The organism is Paenibacillus sp. IHBB 3054, assembly GCF_051594305.1.
In the GTDB taxonomy this organism is placed as follows: domain Bacteria; phylum Bacillota; class Bacilli; order Paenibacillales; family Paenibacillaceae; genus Paenibacillus_AQ.
This window is the reverse complement of record NZ_JBOFBG010000055.1, coordinates 1-19,040: the sequence shown is the minus strand read 5'-3', so window position 1 is coordinate 19,040 and position 19,040 is coordinate 1. Positions and strand designations below refer to the sequence as shown.

The 19,040-nt window shown below is 47.9% G+C and carries 18 protein-coding genes, 1 pseudogene and 1 riboswitch; of the genes and pseudogenes, 9 read left to right on the top strand and 10 right to left on the bottom strand.

Going from position 1 to position 19,040, the window contains the following annotated elements; genetic code table 11:
* Nucleotides 1-43: 43 nt before the first annotated feature.
* From ACQ76X_RS33340 to ACQ76X_RS33330, 3 genes are all read right to left on the bottom strand, one after another.
* A complete protein-coding gene (locus ACQ76X_RS33340) occupies nucleotides 44-2,125 on the bottom strand; it encodes an FtsX-like permease family protein (RefSeq protein ID WP_438498091.1) in 2,082 nt (693 codons plus the stop codon).
* Between the two features lie 186 nt (nucleotides 2,126-2,311).
* Nucleotides 2,312-3,010, bottom strand: a complete 699-nt coding sequence (locus ACQ76X_RS33335) for an ABC transporter ATP-binding protein (RefSeq protein ID WP_438498090.1) — start codon at nucleotides 3,008-3,010, stop codon at nucleotides 2,312-2,314.
* Nucleotides 2,988-3,599 (bottom strand): TetR/AcrR family transcriptional regulator, encoded by a 612-nt coding sequence (locus tag ACQ76X_RS33330; protein WP_438498088.1) that lies wholly within the window; start codon nucleotides 3,597-3,599, stop codon nucleotides 2,988-2,990. The genes ACQ76X_RS33335 and ACQ76X_RS33330 overlap by 23 nt, the downstream gene beginning before the upstream one ends.
* Nucleotides 3,600-3,842: 243 nt before the next feature.
* On the opposite strand from ACQ76X_RS33330, the gene ACQ76X_RS33325 reads away from it, so the two are divergent.
* Both ACQ76X_RS33325 and ACQ76X_RS33320 read left to right on the top strand, forming a co-directional pair.
* Nucleotides 3,843-4,238, top strand: a complete 396-nt coding sequence (locus tag ACQ76X_RS33325) for a hypothetical protein (RefSeq protein ID WP_438498087.1) — start codon at nucleotides 3,843-3,845, stop codon at nucleotides 4,236-4,238.
* Nucleotides 4,239-4,283: 45 nt separating this feature from the next.
* Nucleotides 4,284-4,796, top strand: coding sequence for a MepB family protein (locus ACQ76X_RS33320; protein WP_438498086.1), 513 nt, complete (start codon nucleotides 4,284-4,286; stop codon nucleotides 4,794-4,796).
* On the opposite strand, the gene ACQ76X_RS33315 is transcribed toward ACQ76X_RS33320, so the two are convergent.
* A complete protein-coding gene (locus ACQ76X_RS33315) occupies nucleotides 4,782-5,594 on the bottom strand; it encodes a hypothetical protein (protein ID WP_438498085.1) in 813 nt (270 codons plus the stop codon). The two genes, ACQ76X_RS33320 and ACQ76X_RS33315, sit on opposite strands and share 15 nt — an antisense overlap.
* Before the next feature lie 175 nt (nucleotides 5,595-5,769).
* Nucleotides 5,770-6,396: a nitroreductase family protein gene (locus ACQ76X_RS33310; protein WP_438498084.1), complete on the bottom strand. Its 627-nt coding sequence runs from the start codon at nucleotides 6,394-6,396 to the stop codon at nucleotides 5,770-5,772.
* Between the two features lie 123 nt (nucleotides 6,397-6,519).
* Between ACQ76X_RS33310 and ACQ76X_RS33305 the strand changes: the two genes are divergently transcribed.
* Nucleotides 6,520-6,882 (top strand): winged helix-turn-helix transcriptional regulator, encoded by a 363-nt coding sequence (locus ACQ76X_RS33305; RefSeq protein ID WP_438498083.1) that lies wholly within the window; start codon nucleotides 6,520-6,522, stop codon nucleotides 6,880-6,882.
* 101 nt (nucleotides 6,883-6,983) lie between these two features.
* Here ACQ76X_RS33305 and ACQ76X_RS33300 read toward each other — a convergent pair whose 3' ends face one another.
* Both ACQ76X_RS33300 and ACQ76X_RS33295 read right to left on the bottom strand, forming a co-directional pair.
* The gene (locus ACQ76X_RS33300) at nucleotides 6,984-7,538 is read right to left on the bottom strand and encodes a CueP family metal-binding protein (protein WP_438498082.1); all 555 of its coding nucleotides are present in this window, start codon (nucleotides 7,536-7,538) and stop codon (nucleotides 6,984-6,986) included.
* A 160-nt stretch (nucleotides 7,539-7,698) separates the two neighbouring features.
* Complete coding sequence (locus ACQ76X_RS33295; protein ID WP_438498080.1) at nucleotides 7,699-8,655, bottom strand: EamA family transporter; 957 nt, start codon at nucleotides 8,653-8,655, stop codon at nucleotides 7,699-7,701.
* 75 nt (nucleotides 8,656-8,730) lie between these two features.
* Nucleotides 8,731-8,841: riboswitch (purine riboswitch) on the bottom strand.
* Nucleotides 8,842-9,026: 185 nt separating this feature from the next.
* On the opposite strand from ACQ76X_RS33295, the gene ACQ76X_RS33290 reads away from it, so the two are divergent.
* Nucleotides 9,027-9,404 (top strand): PilZ domain-containing protein, encoded by a 378-nt coding sequence (locus tag ACQ76X_RS33290; RefSeq protein WP_438498078.1) that lies wholly within the window; start codon nucleotides 9,027-9,029, stop codon nucleotides 9,402-9,404.
* A 12-nt stretch (nucleotides 9,405-9,416) separates the two neighbouring features.
* Here ACQ76X_RS33290 and ACQ76X_RS33285 read toward each other — a convergent pair whose 3' ends face one another.
* Nucleotides 9,417-10,343, bottom strand: a complete 927-nt coding sequence (locus tag ACQ76X_RS33285; RefSeq protein WP_438498076.1) for an AraC family transcriptional regulator N-terminal domain-containing protein — start codon at nucleotides 10,341-10,343, stop codon at nucleotides 9,417-9,419.
* A 143-nt stretch (nucleotides 10,344-10,486) separates the two neighbouring features.
* Between ACQ76X_RS33285 and ACQ76X_RS33280 the strand changes: the two genes are divergently transcribed.
* Entirely contained in the window at nucleotides 10,487-11,215 is a 729-nt protein-coding gene (locus ACQ76X_RS33280; protein WP_438498075.1) for an SDR family oxidoreductase, read from the top strand.
* Nucleotides 11,216-11,405: 190 nt separating this feature from the next.
* Here ACQ76X_RS33280 and ACQ76X_RS33275 read toward each other — a convergent pair.
* A pseudogene (locus ACQ76X_RS33275) lies at nucleotides 11,406-12,336 on the bottom strand (NADP-dependent oxidoreductase).
* A 252-nt stretch (nucleotides 12,337-12,588) separates the two neighbouring features.
* On the opposite strand from ACQ76X_RS33275, the gene ACQ76X_RS33270 reads away from it, so the two are divergent.
* The 3 genes from ACQ76X_RS33270 (at nucleotide 12,589) to gdhA (ending at nucleotide 16,373) form a co-directional block, all read left to right on the top strand.
* On the top strand, nucleotides 12,589-13,509 hold the full coding sequence (locus tag ACQ76X_RS33270) for a phosphotransferase (protein WP_438498074.1): 921 nt from the start codon (nucleotides 12,589-12,591) through the stop codon (nucleotides 13,507-13,509).
* Nucleotides 13,510-13,528: 19 nt separating this feature from the next.
* The gene (locus ACQ76X_RS33265; RefSeq protein WP_438498073.1) at nucleotides 13,529-14,581 is read left to right on the top strand and encodes a suppressor of fused domain protein; all 1,053 of its coding nucleotides are present in this window, start codon (nucleotides 13,529-13,531) and stop codon (nucleotides 14,579-14,581) included.
* A gap of 418 nt (nucleotides 14,582-14,999) precedes the next feature.
* Entirely contained in the window at nucleotides 15,000-16,373 is a 1,374-nt protein-coding gene (gene gdhA, locus ACQ76X_RS33260) for an NADP-specific glutamate dehydrogenase (protein ID WP_438498072.1), read from the top strand.
* A gap of 145 nt (nucleotides 16,374-16,518) precedes the next feature.
* Here gdhA and ACQ76X_RS33255 read toward each other — a convergent pair whose 3' ends face one another.
* Nucleotides 16,519-17,502: a diaminopimelate dehydrogenase gene (locus ACQ76X_RS33255; RefSeq protein WP_038591021.1), complete on the bottom strand. Its 984-nt coding sequence runs from the start codon at nucleotides 17,500-17,502 to the stop codon at nucleotides 16,519-16,521.
* Nucleotides 17,503-17,697: 195 nt separating this feature from the next.
* Between ACQ76X_RS33255 and ACQ76X_RS33250 the strand changes: the two genes are divergently transcribed.
* On the top strand, nucleotides 17,698-18,942 hold the full coding sequence (locus ACQ76X_RS33250; protein WP_438498071.1) for an MFS transporter: 1,245 nt from the start codon (nucleotides 17,698-17,700) through the stop codon (nucleotides 18,940-18,942).
* Nucleotides 18,943-19,040: the final 98 nt, after the last annotated feature.

The following is a 19,040-nucleotide window of genomic DNA, read 5'->3' as shown; positions in this document are numbered from 1 at the left end:
CTGTTTGTGTTTATTTAGCTCTTTGATCCGTAGCACCAAAATATCAAGAGATATTCGTATCAATACTGTTTTCTCTGCGCAGCTTACCCTTGAATATCGGCATAACCAGCATATATTGCAGCATAATAAGCGCCAGCGGAAGAATCAGCATCCATATATTCAGGTTAAACGGCATATAATCGCCAGTCTGAAGAGATAGAATCCGCAAAATCCGTTCTGTAATAAACACCGCAAACGGAAGAGTAATGACATAGAGCAATACCAGCAGCGGTCTGTACACGTCAATCAGCAAACGGTTGATTTCGGAAGATTTGTAACCGAGCAGCCGGAGTATTCTCATATCCCGGGTACTGTCCTGAAAATTAAGCAGGAGAATCAGGTATATCAGTAAAACTCCAATTACAACGCCAATCATTTGATTAATGACAGCACTTGAACGATTTGAGACAGCGCTGCTTTCCAGCGCAGCTCTTTTATCCGCAGCAGTTACCACTTTAACGTTGGTGGAAGAATTCATTTCATTACTTAACTCGCCCGAATGCAGTGAACGCTCCACCTTCATCCAACCAGCGAGGTTATCTTTGGATGTATATATCGTATCCGTATCCCCGTTTTGGCTGATCGACTGAACTACAACCTCCACATTTTGCCGATCCAGTATAAGGTTGAGAGTATCCCCCTTCTTGATCCCATACAACCAGCTGAATGAGCGGCTGACAATGACTCCTTTCAGGTTATCCATCCTGAGGCCGTTATTATTGGCATCGAGCAGCGTGAACAGCGTTCCCCCACTATCGAGTCCCAGCATTTGCACTGAGATCATACTGCCTTTCTTTTGCTTCAGTTGCACCGGTTGCTGGAGATAATACATCCGGGAGGATCTGGCATTCGCATCATCATGCTGAAATTCCGGATAGGTAATGTCATAGGTATAATCGATGCCTGCCATTTGGGCATTCATGGCTGTACCGCTGGATTGATATAAGGAATAACTTAGCAAGAACAACAAGGTAGTCAGCAGAATCGCACAAGCACTAAGGATTAAGGCATTCCATTTTCGCAGTGCAACACGGAACGGCAACCGCCACTTCTCCGGCAATAGTTTAACTACCCGGTTGGCAGCCCGCAAGACACCCTTGACCGGCCGCGGCTGCGCTGAACTGTTTAACAAACCATGGGTTTCTTGCTTCAAAAACGGAACAGCTGCATAACACGTTATAAGAAGTGCTCCCCCGACTGGAAATAAGATGCCTTTAACGGCTGACCCGAAATGAATACCCCGTTCAAAAAACGGGAAGGAATAAGTGCTTTCCAGCATTCCCATGAGCACGTTGGATCCAAGATACCCTAACCCGATCCCCAAGAGGCAACCTGTGCCCGCAATTCCGAAGGTGTACCTTATCAGGACAAAAGTTATTTGCCTCCCGGTAAAGCCAAGTGCTTTTAAACAGCCCAAATCTTGCTTGTGCAGTGACATGAAACGTTTGAAAAACATATAAAAGATGAACAAAGATATTAAACCGAGCACAATCAAAAAAGACAACGCCAGTCCATTGTTTGATTCCAGCGCCTTTTGCAGTTCTGTATCGCTGTCTATCTCAGAGGCCGATGCCAAATAAGAAAAAGCTGGTTCTACCAGCAAGCTTTCCTTTGATAGGTGATCAACGCCCTCTCGCAAGACTCCGGCATAATATTGACTCTCCTGCCCCTCTAGTCTGTCATAGACTTCCGATAGGACAAGAACGAATGTAGCATCAGAATAATTCTGGTGAACCTCACCAAAGGGTATAAACGATAAGTAATCCGGTAAATACATTGAACCACTAATCGTAAAGCTTACTTCTCCGATTCTCCATGAATCGCCAACTTGCAGGTTATTCTGTTGCAGAAATAGCGGCAAGACCGCAATTTCATCTGCTTGCTCCGGCAGCCTGCCCTTCACGATATAGGGCATATTCAGCCGCTGAGGTTCGCTAAGCAGAAAATAAGTCTTGTTCTCACTCTTCACTTTCTTAATGCTGCGTTTTTCGGTAATCAGTTGATTCTCTAACCCCTTCAATACCTTGTTCTTGTCTGCTGTGCCAGTGAACTGGAATCTGACATCTTCCTGTTTTTGATTTCTCAAGTAATACTCCATATTCGTTACATTCCGGTCAACTGAAAATTGCACGAAAAAATACATAAAAGTGGTTAAGAAAATAATCAACAGCAGCACTGCTCCATATGCACGGTTTTGCTTCAACAGGCTAACTATTTGTTTTTTTAAATAGTACAATCCAATCCCGCCCCATTCCCCTTCAGTCTGCACGCGCTATACCCAGCTCATTTGTTCCACCGGGATAGGATTCTTGTGATGAATATCTTTAATCAGCGATCCGTCCTTAATCGTAATCACACGATCTGCGGTTCTCGCGATTTCGTAATTGTGGGTGATAAACAGTACAGTTACACCGTATTCAACACAAATCTGATGCAGCAAAGAAATAACCTTCCTGCTGTTCGTTTCATCCAGAGCCCCGGTTACCTCATCGCAAAACAGCAAACGCGGCTTCTTGATCAAAGCTCTGGCAATGGCTACCCGCTGTTGCTGGCCTCCCGACAGTTCGCCTGGATATTGGTCCAAAACACCAGAGATATCCAGCATCTCCGCCAGTTCTTGCACGGAATACGCTCCACCCGTTGCAGGCGCACCAATCCTGATGTTCTCTTCTGCCGTGAGATGGGAGAGCAGCAAATATTGCTGGAAAATTTGACCGATATCTTGTCTGCGGAAATCAGCAAGCTCATGTTCGATGAATTGTGTAATGTCTTTGTCTCCGAAGAATACACTTCCGCTGCTCGGCTTTTGTAATCCGGACATGATGTTGAGCAAGGTGGATTTACCTGACCCGCTTGGCCCAATGATAACCGTGAAGCTTCCTTCCTCTATTTCCAGTGAAACCTCTTTGAGAATGAGTTCATTATTCCTGTATTGCTTCGTTACCTCGTTAACTGTAAGAATTGTTTTCATAAGGGGGATGGCCTCCGAACAAATTATTTTGAAACCACTTGAACTGCTCCTCCAGAAATTCATCTGTAAGATCAACGGATAACCCCAGCACCCTCAGGCCCTCTAAAAATATCAGCAGCTGATTGGCAACTGTATCCGGGGAATCTACCTCCGTCTCTTTCCGTTCAATGCCGTACTGGATCAGGCGGCTGAGAAAAGCCGCCGATTGTATGTACTGCTGCCTTAAGAACTCCCTGTCTGATTTGCTTTTGTGTGAGAGGAAAAACTCATAGGCTGCAGTCATCATGCTGTTATTAATCTGGCGTAGCTCCATTCTTTGCCCGGACAAAAACAGCTCCATGATCTCGCGATAGGGCTTGCCTGCCCCCATCATAGATTCAAAGATTTCCTCTGTATGTATGGCATTTGCACGTAACAGTTCGCGGAAGATATCATCTGTAGAGCTGTAATAACGGTACAAACCACCGCGGCTAATCTGGCACTCCTCTACAATATCGCTCATCGTCACAGCATGAAATCCTTTGCAAATGAATAACTCTAGTGCTTTACTCAGAATCAATTGTCTCTTTTCCACTGATTTTTTGGCCATCCTCATTCCTCCACTCGCTAAAAGAACTTCTAATCAAAATGTGACACCACTGTCGCTTTTTAATTTTATGACACCAATGTCGCTTTTGTCAATGTACATTTGTCTGCCACGACTGGATGAGCGCTGTATGGTGTTGAACATCACAGTATAATCAATCCGTCCATCCTCCTGGCCCAAAACTGTGCTAAAATCACTTATACTAGGCATTTGAACATCCGCATTAAATTACAAGAGGTGAACAAAATGGGACAAGGCTACAAACTGACCTGTGATCACTGTACATACACTGAAGATATTTATATTGGAATCGGTTTCAATTATTTCAGCTTGGAGTCCATTGCCTCATTTGTAAAAGACCTTGCGCTCAAACAACAGATTGAACATTTTCAAAAAGATCCTGCCACGACCTTCGACGCTTATGATGCTTTATATGTCTGTCCATCCTGTAATGCTGTCCGAAATGAATTATTTATGAAAATGCGCTCGGATACAGCTCAGTTTGTAACGATCTATTCTTGTAAAAGATGCAAGGATACCATGAGGCTTACACCCTTGGAACATTTGGTGCCTGTTCATTTGAGTTGCCCGGAGTGTGAACATGGACAGTTGGAATCCACATTTTTTATGGACTGGGATTAGTATTTGTGGGGGATTCTGTGAAGCATTAAAATGAGGAGTTGTAAAATGAATAGATTTTATGAGGCACTATCCTATGTAAAAGAAATTTTGTATGAACCTAATCAATTAACGATAGAATCCGTCCGGGAAGAACCCCAAAATTCAGATTATGGAGCTGGTATATTCCAGCTGAATTCTAAATCGGTCAGATTCAGAGTTGCCAAAATAACACCAACCAAAACAGGACAATTTGTCGCAATATGGGGAAAAGATGATCATCATAAAAACCAAGCCTTTTCATATGAAAAGGCCACGGACTTATTGGTTATTAATGTTTTTGATGCACCTAATAATCTCTTTGGACAATTCGTTTTTCCAAAAGATGTTCTTGTGAAACATAATATCCTTACAACAACAGAGGCAAAAGGAAAAATGGCCATTAGAGTCTACCCTAGTTGGGATACCCCCACCAGCAAACAAGCTATAGCTACACAAAGCTGGCAATTGCCCTATTTTAGTATTGCTCAGAAGGGCGATTTATTACAAAACAAAAAATTAATAGAATTATACTCCAGCTGATCCCATGTGCCGCTTAAATGCCTGATCCGCAGCCTGCGCGAAGGAATCGGGGGTGATCGCTTGCCCCCGCATCTCCACATTCTGCAACGTCCCGCAGAAGAGCGCGTGGCTTATAGGCAGTTCATCCTTCACCTTGTAGTGACAGCCATCCCTCACCAAAAGCCCGTCCGCTGCCAACTGCTCTACGTCAAAATAAAATCTGCCCCCTGGTGTATACTCGCAGTGGCTATCCATGCAGACGAAGCCCTTTTGCTTTGAACTCACAACAATTTCCGGCGCAACTCCGCTGCCCAGCATTACAAACTCCTGAAAATCAGCGGGATCTCCCAGGGCCAGGCCAATCGGAGCCGTTTCCCTCACACCGTTAACCGCCTGCACCTTCTGCCAGGATTTCAAGACCCCTTCCCGGCAGATCACCGGGTAAGCACCTGGTGTTGTGCTGTGGACCAGAACCTTAGGTTCATAAGAACGCAGGAATCTGTCAAATGGGCTATGACCCGTATACACAGCCTTTGCTTCCTCGTAATCCGTAGGCGATGCGGTAATAATCACCTTCCTCCGGTACAGATGATGATAAGCAATATAGTCCATGACCCGGAATTGCCATCCATTGCAGTGCTTGCTCAGCTTGAAGCCGAAGATCTCAGTTTTACCGGTGAACATTTCGTATTCGGCGCATTCATCAATAGACAGCTCTACCCAGCTTTCATCGTACAATCCATCTTCCGAATATGGATTCCTCTTAGTTACTTTGTCGGCAAAATACAAACTCCCCATTTTAACCTCACTGCCCTTCATTACAATTCCTTATTGGCTCCCGGTATGCTTCAAAGAAACTCATTCGGCCAAATGCATATCCGCGAATTCGCAGTGACAGTCTGCGTTTGACTTCCTTTCCATCGCTTTTAGTGGGAACTCTCACCATAATCATAATAGATTATAGAGTATCTGCAAAATACCCATTCGGTCTGAGTTAAGTCAGTTTATTTCTATAAATCACTTTATTCACCTCATGTCTCACCGTTCGATGCCCTGCTTTAATCCCTTTACCGATGGCAATAAGCATTACATCCAGATATCTTTCGGAAATATTCAAAGTTGCCTTTAGCTGCCTGGAATCATAACCTGACATTGTAATCGTGTCCAGTCCGGCTTCATTCGCCAGCAACACTAATGACATAGCCGCAAGACTTACATCTCTGGTTAATTCCATCCGGAGGTCCTCGTCTGATTTACTGGCATAATATCCGATGGCCGCATTTGCCAGGAAGTCTCTTAAAGATTCATCGAAATAACTAGCTTGGAACCCTTCCTCGTGAATCTGAATAATGTTATCGTCCTGGAACGCTTTATAATCCCCCAGCAACACCAATACAGCGGAGGCGTCTGCCACTTGTTGCTGATTGTAGGCGATAGGCAATAGTGACTTTTGGATTTGAGGATCATCAATGATCAGGTACCGCACAGCCTGTACATTATTACCATTGGGTGATTTGCTTGCACTTTCAATGAATGAAGCCAGCAGTTCCGGGCTGATTTTATAATCCGGATCATAATGCCGGACTGAATTACGATGCTCTAAAATATTTTTCACACTCATGTTGTTCACTCCCACCTTTATTTATCTTGCTTTTCAAATTATAGTAGTAAAGATTACAAAGGAAAATAACGCACAAAATTGTGGTTTACCCACTTTTAAGTGCCTATTGGGGAGGAACGGGAGTTGGTCCAATATAATTCAGGGATAAATATATTTATGAATATTGTGGGCGGTAAGTGGAAGTGTTTAATTCTTTTCTTTCTGAGCCGAAATCCGGTTAGAACCAAGGAGTTTTATGAGTACATTCCGGGGATCACACAAAAAGTATTAACCGATCAATTGCGTCAGCTGGAAAAAGACGGACTTGTAAAAAGAGAGATCTTTCAGGAGGTTCCACCAAAAGTAGAATATAGTCTAACGGAGTTGGGCCAATCTTTTGTGCCCGTGTTAAATACAATGTGTGACTGGGGCCATGAATATGCAGTGTTGAAGGACATAGAGCGAGACGGGCAGTTTTACTGCACACACCAAAATAATCCTCAGTAGGAGGACATAAGGTGGTGTATCGGTGGGGGGCATTCCAGTTGTGCCGGATAGCCCCCCCCCGACCATTACCAGAGTTTAATATGCTTGCTTCTCCAGGGAGCTTACAAACTCTGCTTGTTCTTTAATTGCATAGTTGCAATACAGGTGTCATCGTTCTCAAAAGTAGAGATTGCGGATTCCGCGGTTTTCCCGTCATGCTCTACCGTTATATGGTATGTTTTGTCCCGCGGCAGCCAGAGATCAATAAATCCATTGTCTTGTGATTTCATTGTGGTTTTGTCCATTACGGAGTTCCCTTCTGAATCCTCAATCGCTACACTGAACTCTTCATCCGTCATTTCGCCCTGACAGCCAGTCAGGCTATGGATTGCGCAGGGGTGTGTTTTATCTATGTAAGGCGCAATGGACAGAAAAAACTCATCCTCAGGCAGATTGTAGGTGATTTCTTTTGAATCGTCACCAGTCACGATAAGCTGCCCGGAAGTGATGGAAGCCGACTGGGCCGTTGTGTTGCCTGTACTGAAATCATGTACCATTTGTTTAATATTTGGTGCTATGTCATGTTCAGGTTTTTGTTTATCGGTGTTTCCTGCAAATAGGTATGTCCCCAGCGCGATAGCAACTACTCCAGCAGCCGCCAGCGTTTTTTTGTTCATCTTGAATTCATCTCCTTGTCCGTTTATTTTATTGTAACCGAGATCGTACAATTGTGCGCGTGGCACAGATGATATTCGCAAAAGAGTAACAATATCAAAGAAGGCCGGTCGTCCAACTCATCCTGAGTGGATACCGGCCTTTGACAAAGGAACAATAAGATTATGACGTTATTACGCGTGTATTTTTCCAGCGCAGCTTATACAGTTCAGGAAGCACAACTCCGATCAGCACTATAATAACACCAGTCCACTGCAGCCAGCTTACATGCTCATGCAGTACAAATGAGGACAGCAGAACTGCAACCGGCAGTTCGACGGCACCAAGAATCCCTGCCATTCCGCCTCCAATATGAGGAACACCGATTGCAAACAGCACAGGCGGTATAAAAGCGCCGAACAAACCCAGCAGGAAACCATACAGCAGCAATTGTCCCCACAGCAAACCGTTGAAGATGAAGGTTGGCGGGAATAAAATGCATAATAATACAAATCCGCCGGTAATCATCCAGGCACTCCGGTAGGCCGGGTGTGCGGCAGGAACGGCTTTGCCGCTGAATATAATGAACATCGAATAGCTTACCGCAGACAACAGGCCCAAAGTGAGCCCCAACATATTGAAATGAGCGGCACCTTGATCCAAAATCCCCGCGGCCAGCAATGTTCCTCCGAATAGCAGCAGCAAAGTCAGCAGTGTAATTTTATCGGGCCGCTGGCGTTTGCTTACAGCTTGAATCAGCACGCTGATCCATGTGAACTGGAACAACAGGATGATCGCCAGCGATGCCGGAATATAACGGAGCGACTGATAATACAGCAGACCAGTCAACACCGTCGGAGCTCCGGCGAGCATGAGCAGCAGTCTGTGCTTCCAGGTCAGTGCTGTTGACACACGCTGCGTTGCTGCGGCTGGAATGCCGCGGCTCTTTTGTTTGCGGTTTTCTTTGACTTTTGTATAGACTGCCAGCAGCCAAGCGAGTATGCAGCCGGTCAATAACTGTGTACCGACCACTTCCCCAAGCTGATATCCTTTTCCGTAAGCCAGCACAACAATTGTTGATAGGATACCATAGCTCATGGCACCCACTAAGACGGATATGAGGTATTTCAAATCTTTCATGTTTATTAATCCTCCTGAATCTTCTGAATCGGCCGCTGCACACAAAAAATCCTAACTCCGGGGACAAGGATCATAACATTTGATCCTTGTCATCGTAGTTAGGAAGAATAGGCTTCCTGTAGAAACCCTCGCCCTGTGTGTAGCAAATGGCTGCGAGGTTATACGAGAACAGTATGTAGTTTTCTGTGTTTCGACTGTTCATATGTTACACGGCAAGTGAGCAGACGTCAACACTAATTTCTTTAAATTTGTGGTTTTGTCTTAGGAACCCCTATCTAGCAATGGAACTGAAGTGTTACTCTTCATCACGGGACGTTTCCTGACGATGATAGATATATGCTGATATTGCCAGGAAAATTATGGAGGTACCGATGAAGATCAATCACAGAAATGAACCTTTCCGATACACCTTTAAAGAGCCGGTCTCCTTCAACTTGTTTATTGTAAGCATAAATGGAATACCCGCTCCCGCCAAACCCGTACAGGCGCTCATGTATGACATCAGCCGTTCAGGTTGCGGTCTTAAGATGCCGCTTGCGCTTAGAGTAGACAGCAATCAAATCCGGGTCAGCTTAAATCTCGTGCTGCATGAAGAACCGTTGCAGTTGGAGGGCACGCTGCGCTGGGGCCGCGAGGAAGCAGATAATCATTATTACGGTGTTCAGCTGGACATCCCCGAACATGAACGCGACCGGCTGCCGCGTGAACTCCGGCTGCTGGCCGGGCAAAGTAAAATTATTGTCAAATAGAGGATTGCGGCGTCAGCTCCTTGACAACAAATGCCGTAACTGCTTGACATCCCTGATGGGCGGCTGCCCGAAGAGCCGGGCATATTCCCGGCTGAATTGTGACGGGCTTTCGTATCCCACCTGAAATGCCGCCTCTGCAGCTTCTGCGGTCTCCGACAACAGGAGTCGCCGGGCTTCCTGCAACCGTACCTGCTTCAGATACTGCAGGGGACTCATGGCAGTAACTTCTTTAAAATAATAGTGCAGCGAAGATACGCTCATGTTGACCATTTTGGCCAAATCATGTACTTGAAGTCTCTGCCTGTAGTCGCGGTTAATCCGGTCTATAACGGCTGCGATACGCTGGGCATGGCTGCCGCTGACAACAAAAGACTTGATAGACGCTCCCTGTTCCCCCTGCATGACCCGATACAAAATCTCCCGAATCATCAATGGTGCCAGACCTTCAATATCCTCCGGGTTATCCAGCAACCGGATCAGCCGAATGACGGCGTCCAGCAGAGAGGAGCTGACGGAACCCACCGCCAGCCCCCGGCTGGAATGGTTCCCGGCTTCCCCGCCAGAACGCGGCATCTGCAGCATATCAACAATTTGATCCGGTTGAAAATTTAACTGTAGGCCCAGATACGGCCGAAATGCCGTCGCCTCCAGGATTTGACCTTTGATAGGAAGATGTACGGATGCCAGCAAATACGATCTCGGGTCATAACGGTAGCTCTCCTTGGCCAGCATTACCAATTTGCTTCCCTGGGCAATCATACAAAGAGCCGGCTCATAGATCGCGAACTGCGGTTCCTGCTCGCAGGAAGCGCGGAATAAATGCAGCGAAGGTATTGCGCTCTGGTGCTTTCCATCGGTTCTTGTATGCCGTTCAATCAAGGAAGCCAGTTCCTTCTGCCCTTCTAAGGACAGTTCTTCTTCCGGTTGTGTCTGGTTCATCTTTGCCCCCTCCTCTCTCTTTACTGTAATCCAGCTTGGAGAATTAGGCAATAATCTGCGACAAACGCTATACCTCCAGCACTCTGCTTCCCCGCATAATGATAAGCAGAGTCACCAGTAACCCTATGAGGAGTGTAGCGGAAATGAACAAGAATATCTCAGGAAAAACCGTAGTTATTACAGGTGCAAGCAGTGGTATAGGTGAAGCTGCCGCCCGCTTGCTGGCCCGAAGCGGTTCCCATGTTGTTATGGCAGCGCGGCGGACCGAACGGCTGGAAGCAATCGCTGCCGAACTGGAAGCAGAAGGCTGCACCGTGTACTTTCGGCAGGCGGATGTCACCAAGCTGGAGGATATGCAGGCTCTAGTTGACTTCACCTGCCGGCAATTCGGACGGCTTGACGTGGTCGTGAACAATGCAGGCGTTATGCCTCTTTCCCTTCTGGAGAGTCTCAAGCTGGAGGAGTGGAACCAGATGATTGACGTGAATATACGCGGCGTACTCCATGGAATTGCCGCCGCCCTGCCTATTATGAAGGAGCAAGGCAGCGGCCAGTTCATCAATATCGCCTCGATCGGCGCTTATGAGGTTTCGCCCACGGCGGCTGTATATTGCGCCACCAAATATGCGGTCCGGGCCATCACGGAAGGACTGCGGCTGGAAAACGTGAGCGGAATCCGGGCAACGTTAATCTCGCCGGGAGTTACTGAATCCGAGCTGGCCAACAGCATTTCGGAGGAGTATGCGAAAGAGCTGATGAAGGAATACCGGAAGCAGGCACTCCCGGCTGAGGCTGTTGCACGGACAATCCTTTTTGCCATCGAACAATCGGCCGATACCGCTATTAATGAACTTGTTGTCCGGCCCTCCTAGTATATCTGCGGCAGATCAGCAGGCTATTGCTGCTCTGCCTTTACACACAACGAAGCAAGAGCCCGCAACGGACGCGGGCTCTTGCTTCGTTATTTAGACTGCCTCCGGCTTATACGACGTACTTGCGAAGGTTCACAGCCCGCAGCTGCCACAGCTGAACGCACCGTTAGGCAATACCGCAGCCTTTCCCTTATTGCTCGGCTCGGAGGACAATTTTACCAGCTGCATGATGCGTTTCACTTTTTTCATGCGCCTGCCTGATTCCTTCCTCGTTCAGCCAGAAGGTACTGTCGATCACCGCCCGCAGTTTGCCTTGATCGGCAAGCTCCGCAAGCTTCTCCAGCTGACTGCCGCTGGGCTCCATCATGAATTGAACGCCGGTGATTTGGTGTTTCTCCTGCAGCTGCTCATCGGGTTTCTCAACAAGAGAGACCAGCCTGCCGCCGGGTTTTAAGATCTCAAAGCTTTTACGCTGGATATCCCCGCCCATCGTGTCCAGCACGAGGTCATAGTCTGAGAGGACCTTTGAAAAATCTTCTTCTTTATAATCAATAAAACGATCGGCACCGAGCGATTCCAGCAGTTCCTTGTTCCTGGAACTGGCTGTTGAGGCCACTTCTGCTCCGAAATGTTTAGCCAACTGGATGGCAAACGTGCCGACCCCGCCCGAACCGGCGTGAATTAGAACCTTATCGCCTTCTTTAATCTTTCCGTGGTCAACGAGCGCCTGCCACGCTGTCATCGCTGCCAGCGGCACGGCTGCAGCTTCTTCAAAGTTGAATGCTTTGGGCCATCTTGCTCACCACATCCGCATCTACCGCGATATACTCGGCATAAGTGCCGAAATCACGCGGACGTGCAAAGACACGTTCATCCGCCTTAAACCGGCTCACATTCTCGCCTACCTCAACGACCACACCGGCGGCATCTCCGCCTAACACTAATGGAAAATCACCAGTGGCAGAGCCCATAGCACCTTGCCGAATTTTAAAATCCACCGGATTTACAGATGTTGCCCTCAGCCGAATCAATACCTGATTGGGTTCAATCACCGGCTTGGGAATTTCTTTGCCCACCAATACTTCAGGTCCGCCAAATTGTTCAATCACAACTGCCTTCATGCTTCGGATCACGCCTCTCTTCAAGAGAATATCTTCCTGAACCAAATCCAGGTTCCTTATTGATTACCCTCCAGACCTGATTCTGCCACAATTTGTTGTTGATCCGTACAATGTATCAAAGTGTAGTTTTGGAGAATTAGGCAATAATCCGCTAACAGTGAAATATTCCTTTGGAAAATAGATACAAAATGTGTATCCTAATGAGTATAGTCTTCTATGCAACTATAATCTGAAGGTTCGGAGGAGAAATTATTGTTATTTGAACATACTTTGAACGGGTGGGATTCCTGGAGCAGCGTTTTCCAATCGAGGGAGGCCTTTTTCCCTTTAGCCAATGCGATCTTCCATAAAGAAGGTTTACCTTTGGCAGAATCCTTAGAGAATCTTCCTCCAGGCACCAACGCAGTCTTCAAAGCCAATGAGCTAATCATTAAAATCTACGCCCCCATACAAACTAATATGGATACGCAACAAGACTACGCCACTGAACTGGCAGTAATGGAATTTGCTATGAATCATAATATTTCCATCCCCAAGATCATCGGGCACGGGGAGTTTATGGACAAGTATTTGTTTCGTTATCTTATTATGGATTATGTACCTTCCGCATTTTCTATTCAGGAACTTTTACTAGCTTCTTCATCCGAGAAGAAAGAATTTGCAGATCACATCAAACAGATCTCTGGAAAACTCCATCAGCCGGCGCAAAACTTGCTGCCCCGCATTGACCTCAAAAATCAAGACAACCGAATGAACCGCATGGATGGGTTGAATCCGAATCTCATCAAAGAGCTGGCAAGATGCGCTGAGAACCTGGATTTTGATGAAGTGGTTTTGGTACACGGTGATATCACGAGGGATAATCTGATCATTGGTACTGATCGCTCCGTTACGCTAATCGACTTTGCAGACTGCATCATGGCTCCAGCCTATTACGAGCTGCCTGCAATAATATTTGAATTGTTCTTATGCGATCAAGAGCTGGTGGCGGAATATATCGGTGAAGAAGACCGGGAATTGTTCCTGGATGCACTAATTAAAGGCCTTTCTATTCATCTTTTCTGTGGTTTCATCTTGAAGGATTATTTCGAAAGAATTGACATCCCAAGAGATAGTGTAGCAAGCATAGACGAATTATGGCTGTTGTTGCAAAAACAGTTGTTTCCACATTAAACAAGGAGGTTTGCAGAAAATGAGTGAAGTAGAAAACGCCTCGGGTTGGGACGCTATAGACGCGTCTTTACAGAACATCTATGGAGACCAAGAGCCCAAACACTATGGAACTATAATTCCGTATATGCTGGGAGGCCCTGATCCTCTGAATGGCATCAGTGTGTATGAAGTGAAAAAGCCTGTAGCCCATTGGCATTTTGTTACCTACGGGTTCTCAGAGCTTTACGATAAAGAGAGCAGTGATCTTGAATACAGCGGTTATGGATTTGAATTGACCTTCCGGCTGTCCAAACCAGACAACGAAGATGAGCCCCCGGCCTGGGCATTGAATCTCCTTCAGAATATGGGGAGATATGTGTTTGGCAGCGGCAATATCTTCCGGTCCGGTGATTACATGGACGCGAATGGTCCTATTTGTCAGGGAGCAGATACGCTTCTGACTGCCCTCTCCTTCATTGCCGATCCTCAGCTACCGGAGATCGAGACTCCAAACGGGCGGGTGGAGTTTCTGCAAATGATCGGCATTACGCAAGAAGAGCTGCTGGCTATGCAGGTCTGGAATACGCTTGGGGTTCTTTCGGCAATCTCTGAGCATATACCGCTCTACACAACTAATCTGCTGAGAGATTCGCTACTGAGCCTCCCTGCGGTTTCTGAAGCCGTTCGGATTGGCAGTGAGACGGAGGGTTCAAATACCGGAATTCTCTATGTTGATCAGTTGTCCTGGAATTCTTCACCTGCCGGGGGCATCTCCAAGACATTGACCATCGGCGCAAAGCAGGCTGAGGTTGTTGGTAAATTGCTGCGGGGAAGAATCTTGAAAAAGCGTAACTTGACCTTATCCGGCCCGGAGACCCGGATCGTCTTCGAGCCGGGTGAGGCCAGAGAAGTACAGGAACAGGAGGATTCAGTCACATTTAAGCTTGATCCTGCTGCGGCGACAGCAATTGCCCAGCTGCTAACCCCGGTAGCCGGAACTTTCGCGGTTCCAGCTTGGCCGGAACTCATTGTGAGTATCGTACCTACCCATATCAAAGACATTGAAGGAAATATCGTCGAAAGTATCGGATAAGCTCGTTAAAGATTTGAATCGCTAAGAGGCTTTAATGCTGTTTTGAGAAAGGCTTCAATTTCAGGAGTAAGCTTCTTTTTCTCTCAAACATCCTTCAATAGAATTACACTTGGCCCTTTGGCTCTACTTCATAGGTGGATTGCAGTGCATAATCACTACACTTTTACCCGCATTCCCCCCGCTGTAATCGTCTTCTCCCTGCCGGATCACACGTATATTTATACTGCGGCGGGCGCAGAATAAAAGCTATCCTTTGCATAAATATAACACCTTTTGTTAGTTTCATAGAAATTATTGATAGGCCATCAAAAAAGAATTGATTGGCAAAAGGATGTCAGGTTTTAGTAAAATTCTTTTAAATTCTTAGTAAATGATGGGTTTAACCAGATCCACTATACAGACAAGGAGTGTTCATCAAGTGTCTACCCTTACACCGGAAGCCTCAGCTTCGGCCGAAAGTTATGTACGGCGTATCTATGAAGAGGTCAAACGCCGCGACCCACAGGAACGCGAGTTCCATCAGGCTGTCGAAGAAATTCTGGATAGCCTAGTGCCCGTGCTGGCCCGCCACCCCCATTACATGGAGCATGCGATTCTGGAACGGCTGGTTGAGCCGGAACGCAGCATTTCCTTCCGTGTTCCCTGGAGCGATGACTCCGGTCAGATCCGCGTCAACCGCGGCTACCGGATCCAGTTCAACAGTGCTATCGGACCTTATAAAGGCGGCATTCGCTTCCATCCATCCGTCTATTCGGGCATTGTCAAATTTCTGGGCTTCGAGCAGATATTCAAAAATGCTCTGACCGGCCTGCCGATCGGGGGAGGCAAAGGCGGTGCCGATTTTGATCCCAAGGGCAAGTCGGACCGGGAAATCATGGCCTTCGCGCAGAGCTTCATGACTGAGCTATACCGCCATATCGGTCCGGATACAGATATCCCCGCAGGTGATATAGGTGTCGGCGCGCGTGAGATCGGCTATATGTTCGGGCAATATAAACGGATCCGCGGGGGCCATGAAGCAGGTGTGCTTACCGGCAAAGGTTTGTTATACGGCGGAAGTCTGGCGAGAAAAGAAGCTACAGGCTACGGTCTCGTTTATTTCGTGCAGGAAATGCTGGCCGCGCAAGGACTGGACTTCCATGGGCAATCCGTCGTCGTTTCCGGTTCAGGAAACGTTTCGATTTATGCCATGGAAAAAGCACAGCAGCTCGGTGCACTCGTTGTCGCCTGCAGCGATTCCGCCGGATACATTTATGATCCGAAAGGAATCAATGTCGATACCGTCAAGCGATTGAAAGAGCAAGACCGGCTGCGGATCAGCGAATATGTCAAAGAGCATCCCCATGCGGTATATACGGAAGGCAGCACAGCCATCTGGACCATCCCTTGCCAGATTGCCTTGCCTTGCGCCACCCAGAACGAGCTGGATGAAGAGGCAGCGCGGACGCTTGTAGCAGCTGGGGTGAAGGCTGTTGGAGAAGGCGCCAACATGCCCTCTACACTGCCGGCCATCGATTACTTTCTGGAGCATGGAATCCTGTTCGCACCGGCCAAGGCAGCCAATGCCGGCGGTGTAGCCGTATCAGGTCTGGAAATGAGCCAGAACGGAATGCGGCTGTCCTGGGCCTTTGAAGAGGTGGATAAACGGCTGCGGCAGATTATGAAGAACATTTACCGCAGCGCTGTCCGGGCAGCAGATGAATACGAAGTGCCCGGCAACTTGGTGGCAGGTGCCAACATCGCCGGCTTCCTGAAGGTAGCTGACACTATGCTGGCCCAAGGGGTCGTCTAAGACTGACAGGCTGCCCGGGCTACTGCTTAAAGAACATTCTTAAAATCAGCTCACAAAAAGACGTGCCGCAAACCGGCACGTCTTTTTGTGATGATACTTTCAGCTTGTCTATGAGTGCATCGCGTCTGATCTGTCTGTGCAGCTGTTACAGCAATTCGCGGCGCAGGACTTCCGCAGCTTTCGGGGAAAGATAGCCCAGCGGAATATCGAATACCGTCTTCGCCCCAACTGCCCCTTCATTGCTCAGCCGGTAAGCGGCTCTGGCATAAGCTATAAGTACGCTGGCCGTAAACTCGGGATTGCTGTCGAGCTTCAGACCGAATTCAGCAATTTGTTTGCTGCCGTTGCCCGTGACTGCGCTGCGGATGACAAATCCGCCGTGCGGCATGCCGGAATGTTCTGCGGCAAGCTCTTCTTCTGTAATAAACGTCACCGTCGTATCATAGTCGGCAAAATAATCGGGCATGTCTGTAATGGTACGCCGTACGGCTTCCTGATCTGCCCCCTCTTGCGCTACAACGAAGCAGTCGCGGCGGTGCTTCTCGCGGGTGGACAGCTGTGGCGTCTCACCGGAGCGAATACGTTCAATTACTGCCTGCACCGGTACAGTGTACTGGACTCCTGCCTTGACGCCCGGCACACGGCGGATCGCATCGGAATGCCCCTGGCTGACTCCGGTACCCCAGAAGGTATAGTCCTGTCCTTCCGGCAGCACGGCCTGCATTAACAGGCGGTTCATGGAGAAGAGTCCAGGGTCCCAACCAGTGGAAATCACACCGACTTTTCCGCCCTCTTGTGCAGCGGCATTTACCTTTTCATAGAAATCGGGAATCTTGGCATGGGTATCAAAGCTATCCACCGTATTAAACAACTTCACCAGCTGCGGCGTCTGATCCGGCAGATCCGTCGCCGATCCTCCGCATAAAATCATTACATCGATTCGGCCTATGTACTGTTCAACATCGGAAAGGCGTTCTGTCAGGACACCTGTTTCCTCCGCCAACGGGCCGGGGTCCCGGCGTGTAAAGATGGCGACCAGCTCCATATCCGGATTTTGTTGAATCGCCTGCTGTACCCCTCTTCCCAGATTGCCGTATCCTACAATACCTACTCTAATGTTGCTGCTCATGATGATCCTCCCCTGCCGGATAATTCCGGGTAATTTAATAACTTTAATTACAAGTATATATACATCACATGAAATGTAAACATTTTTCAAGAAATAGGATCGGATAATACGTATACTTCCTTCTTTTATTTTTCCGCAAATTCATATACGATTAAAGCTTGAATCCAATAATTATAACAATCCGGAGGAACCATCATGGCACGACCGTTATTCGCCCGTCTGCAGGGGAACAGCCGGGGCTGTCTCGCATTCGAGCCTTTTTTCCTGATCCCGTTCAGCATGTTCTCTACCTACGCAACCTTGTATATGTACGAGCTTGGCGTTACGGAGATGAATATCGGCTGGATCACAACAATTGGACTTATCGTTCAAGTCTTGTCTTCTTTTATCAGCGGCTATTTAACTGACCGGCTGGGCCGCAAGCGGGCGATTTTATATTTTGACCTGCTTAGCTGGAGCTTGGCCACGCTGTTGTGGGCGTTCTCGCAGAACCTGTGGTTTTTTGTGGCTGCTGCCTTCATCAACGGTTTTCAGCGCGTGCCGCATGTCGCTTTCTACTGCCTGATTGTTGAAGATACCCGGCCAGCCGACCGTACCTACGTATTCACACTGCTGCAGATCATCAGTGTCATCGGCGGCCTGTTCGCACCGCTCGGCGGTCTGCTCGTCGCCCAATACGGAATGGTGCAAGGCGTAAGGATTATGTACGTTCTCGCTTTTGTCCTGATGACTTTCCAGTTTGTCGGCCGGCATCTGACCACCCGCGAAACCGCAGCCGGAATCCAGAAAAGGCAGGAGACGCGCGAGCTTGGACTAAATCAGAGCCTGATCGAATACAGCGGTGCTTTCCGCGAGCTGTGGGCTGATAGCAATCTGCTGCTGATCTTTGCTGTGTACATCCTGTTCAACTTTCAGGCCACATTGAAGACGACTTATCTGTCTCTTTATCTGGCAGACTATTTGCGGCTGGACAACAGCATTCTGTCGCTCTTTCCGGCAGTGTCCTCCGTCATCATGCTGCTGACGCTCTGGCTGATTATGCCTAAAATTCCGGAGCAGGGTGCGAACCGCTCCATGATGGCGGGGTTTGCGTTGTCCGCTCTATCAAGCATTATGCTCGTGCTTTACCCGTCATCCAGCCTGATCTGGATCGGCCTTAGTACCATCCTGTCAGCAGTGGGATTAATGATCAGCTCGCCTTATCTGGAAACCGCTGTCCAGAATGCCATCGACGATGATAAACGCGCCAAGGTCTTTTCTATGCTGTCCGTGCTGATTCTACTCTTCACCTCACCTGCGGGCATTATCGGCGGATGGGCCTACAAGCTGGACCCGCGGATTCCGCTGTGGCTGGTTACTGCCGCCTTTGTCCTCTCCTATGCTCTGCTGCATTTGTACCGCAAACGAGTTAGTAAGCTAACTATAGGCTCGGCGTCCTAATCAAGAAACGAATTGCCGTAGCATAAGAAATACAACAATCATCGTGCAAGAACAGGGGGTGTCTCAAAAGCCATGAAATGGCTACTTGGGATACCCCT

Excerpts from the sequence above, each read along its gene's own strand:
- ACQ76X_RS33335 (WP_438498090.1), bottom strand. The coding sequence starts at position 3,010 with ATGAAAACAATTCTTACAGTTAACGAGGTAACGAAGCAATACAGGAAT.
- ACQ76X_RS33330 (WP_438498088.1), bottom strand. The coding sequence starts at position 3,599 with ATGGCCAAAAAATCAGTGGAAAAGAGACAATTGATTCTGAGTAAAGCA.
- ACQ76X_RS33325 (WP_438498087.1), top strand. The coding sequence starts at position 3,843 with ATGGGACAAGGCTACAAACTGACCTGTGATCACTGTACATACACTGAA.
- ACQ76X_RS33320 (WP_438498086.1), top strand. The coding sequence starts at position 4,284 with ATGAATAGATTTTATGAGGCACTATCCTATGTAAAAGAAATTTTGTAT.
- ACQ76X_RS33315 (WP_438498085.1), bottom strand. The coding sequence starts at position 5,594 with ATGAAGGGCAGTGAGGTTAAAATGGGGAGTTTGTATTTTGCCGACAAA.
- ACQ76X_RS33310 (WP_438498084.1), bottom strand. The coding sequence starts at position 6,396 with ATGAGTGTGAAAAATATTTTAGAGCATCGTAATTCAGTCCGGCATTAT.
- ACQ76X_RS33300 (WP_438498082.1), bottom strand. The coding sequence starts at position 7,538 with ATGAACAAAAAAACGCTGGCGGCTGCTGGAGTAGTTGCTATCGCGCTG.
- ACQ76X_RS33295 (WP_438498080.1), bottom strand. The coding sequence starts at position 8,655 with ATGAAAGATTTGAAATACCTCATATCCGTCTTAGTGGGTGCCATGAGC.
- ACQ76X_RS33290 (WP_438498078.1), top strand. The coding sequence starts at position 9,027 with ATGAAGATCAATCACAGAAATGAACCTTTCCGATACACCTTTAAAGAG.
- ACQ76X_RS33285 (WP_438498076.1), bottom strand. The coding sequence starts at position 10,343 with ATGAACCAGACACAACCGGAAGAAGAACTGTCCTTAGAAGGGCAGAAG.
- ACQ76X_RS33280 (WP_438498075.1), top strand. The coding sequence starts at position 10,487 with ATGAACAAGAATATCTCAGGAAAAACCGTAGTTATTACAGGTGCAAGC.
- ACQ76X_RS33265 (WP_438498073.1), top strand. The coding sequence starts at position 13,529 with ATGAGTGAAGTAGAAAACGCCTCGGGTTGGGACGCTATAGACGCGTCT.
- ACQ76X_RS33255 (WP_038591021.1), bottom strand. The coding sequence starts at position 17,502 with ATGAGCAGCAACATTAGAGTAGGTATTGTAGGATACGGCAATCTGGGA.
- ACQ76X_RS33250 (WP_438498071.1), top strand. The coding sequence starts at position 17,698 with ATGGCACGACCGTTATTCGCCCGTCTGCAGGGGAACAGCCGGGGCTGT.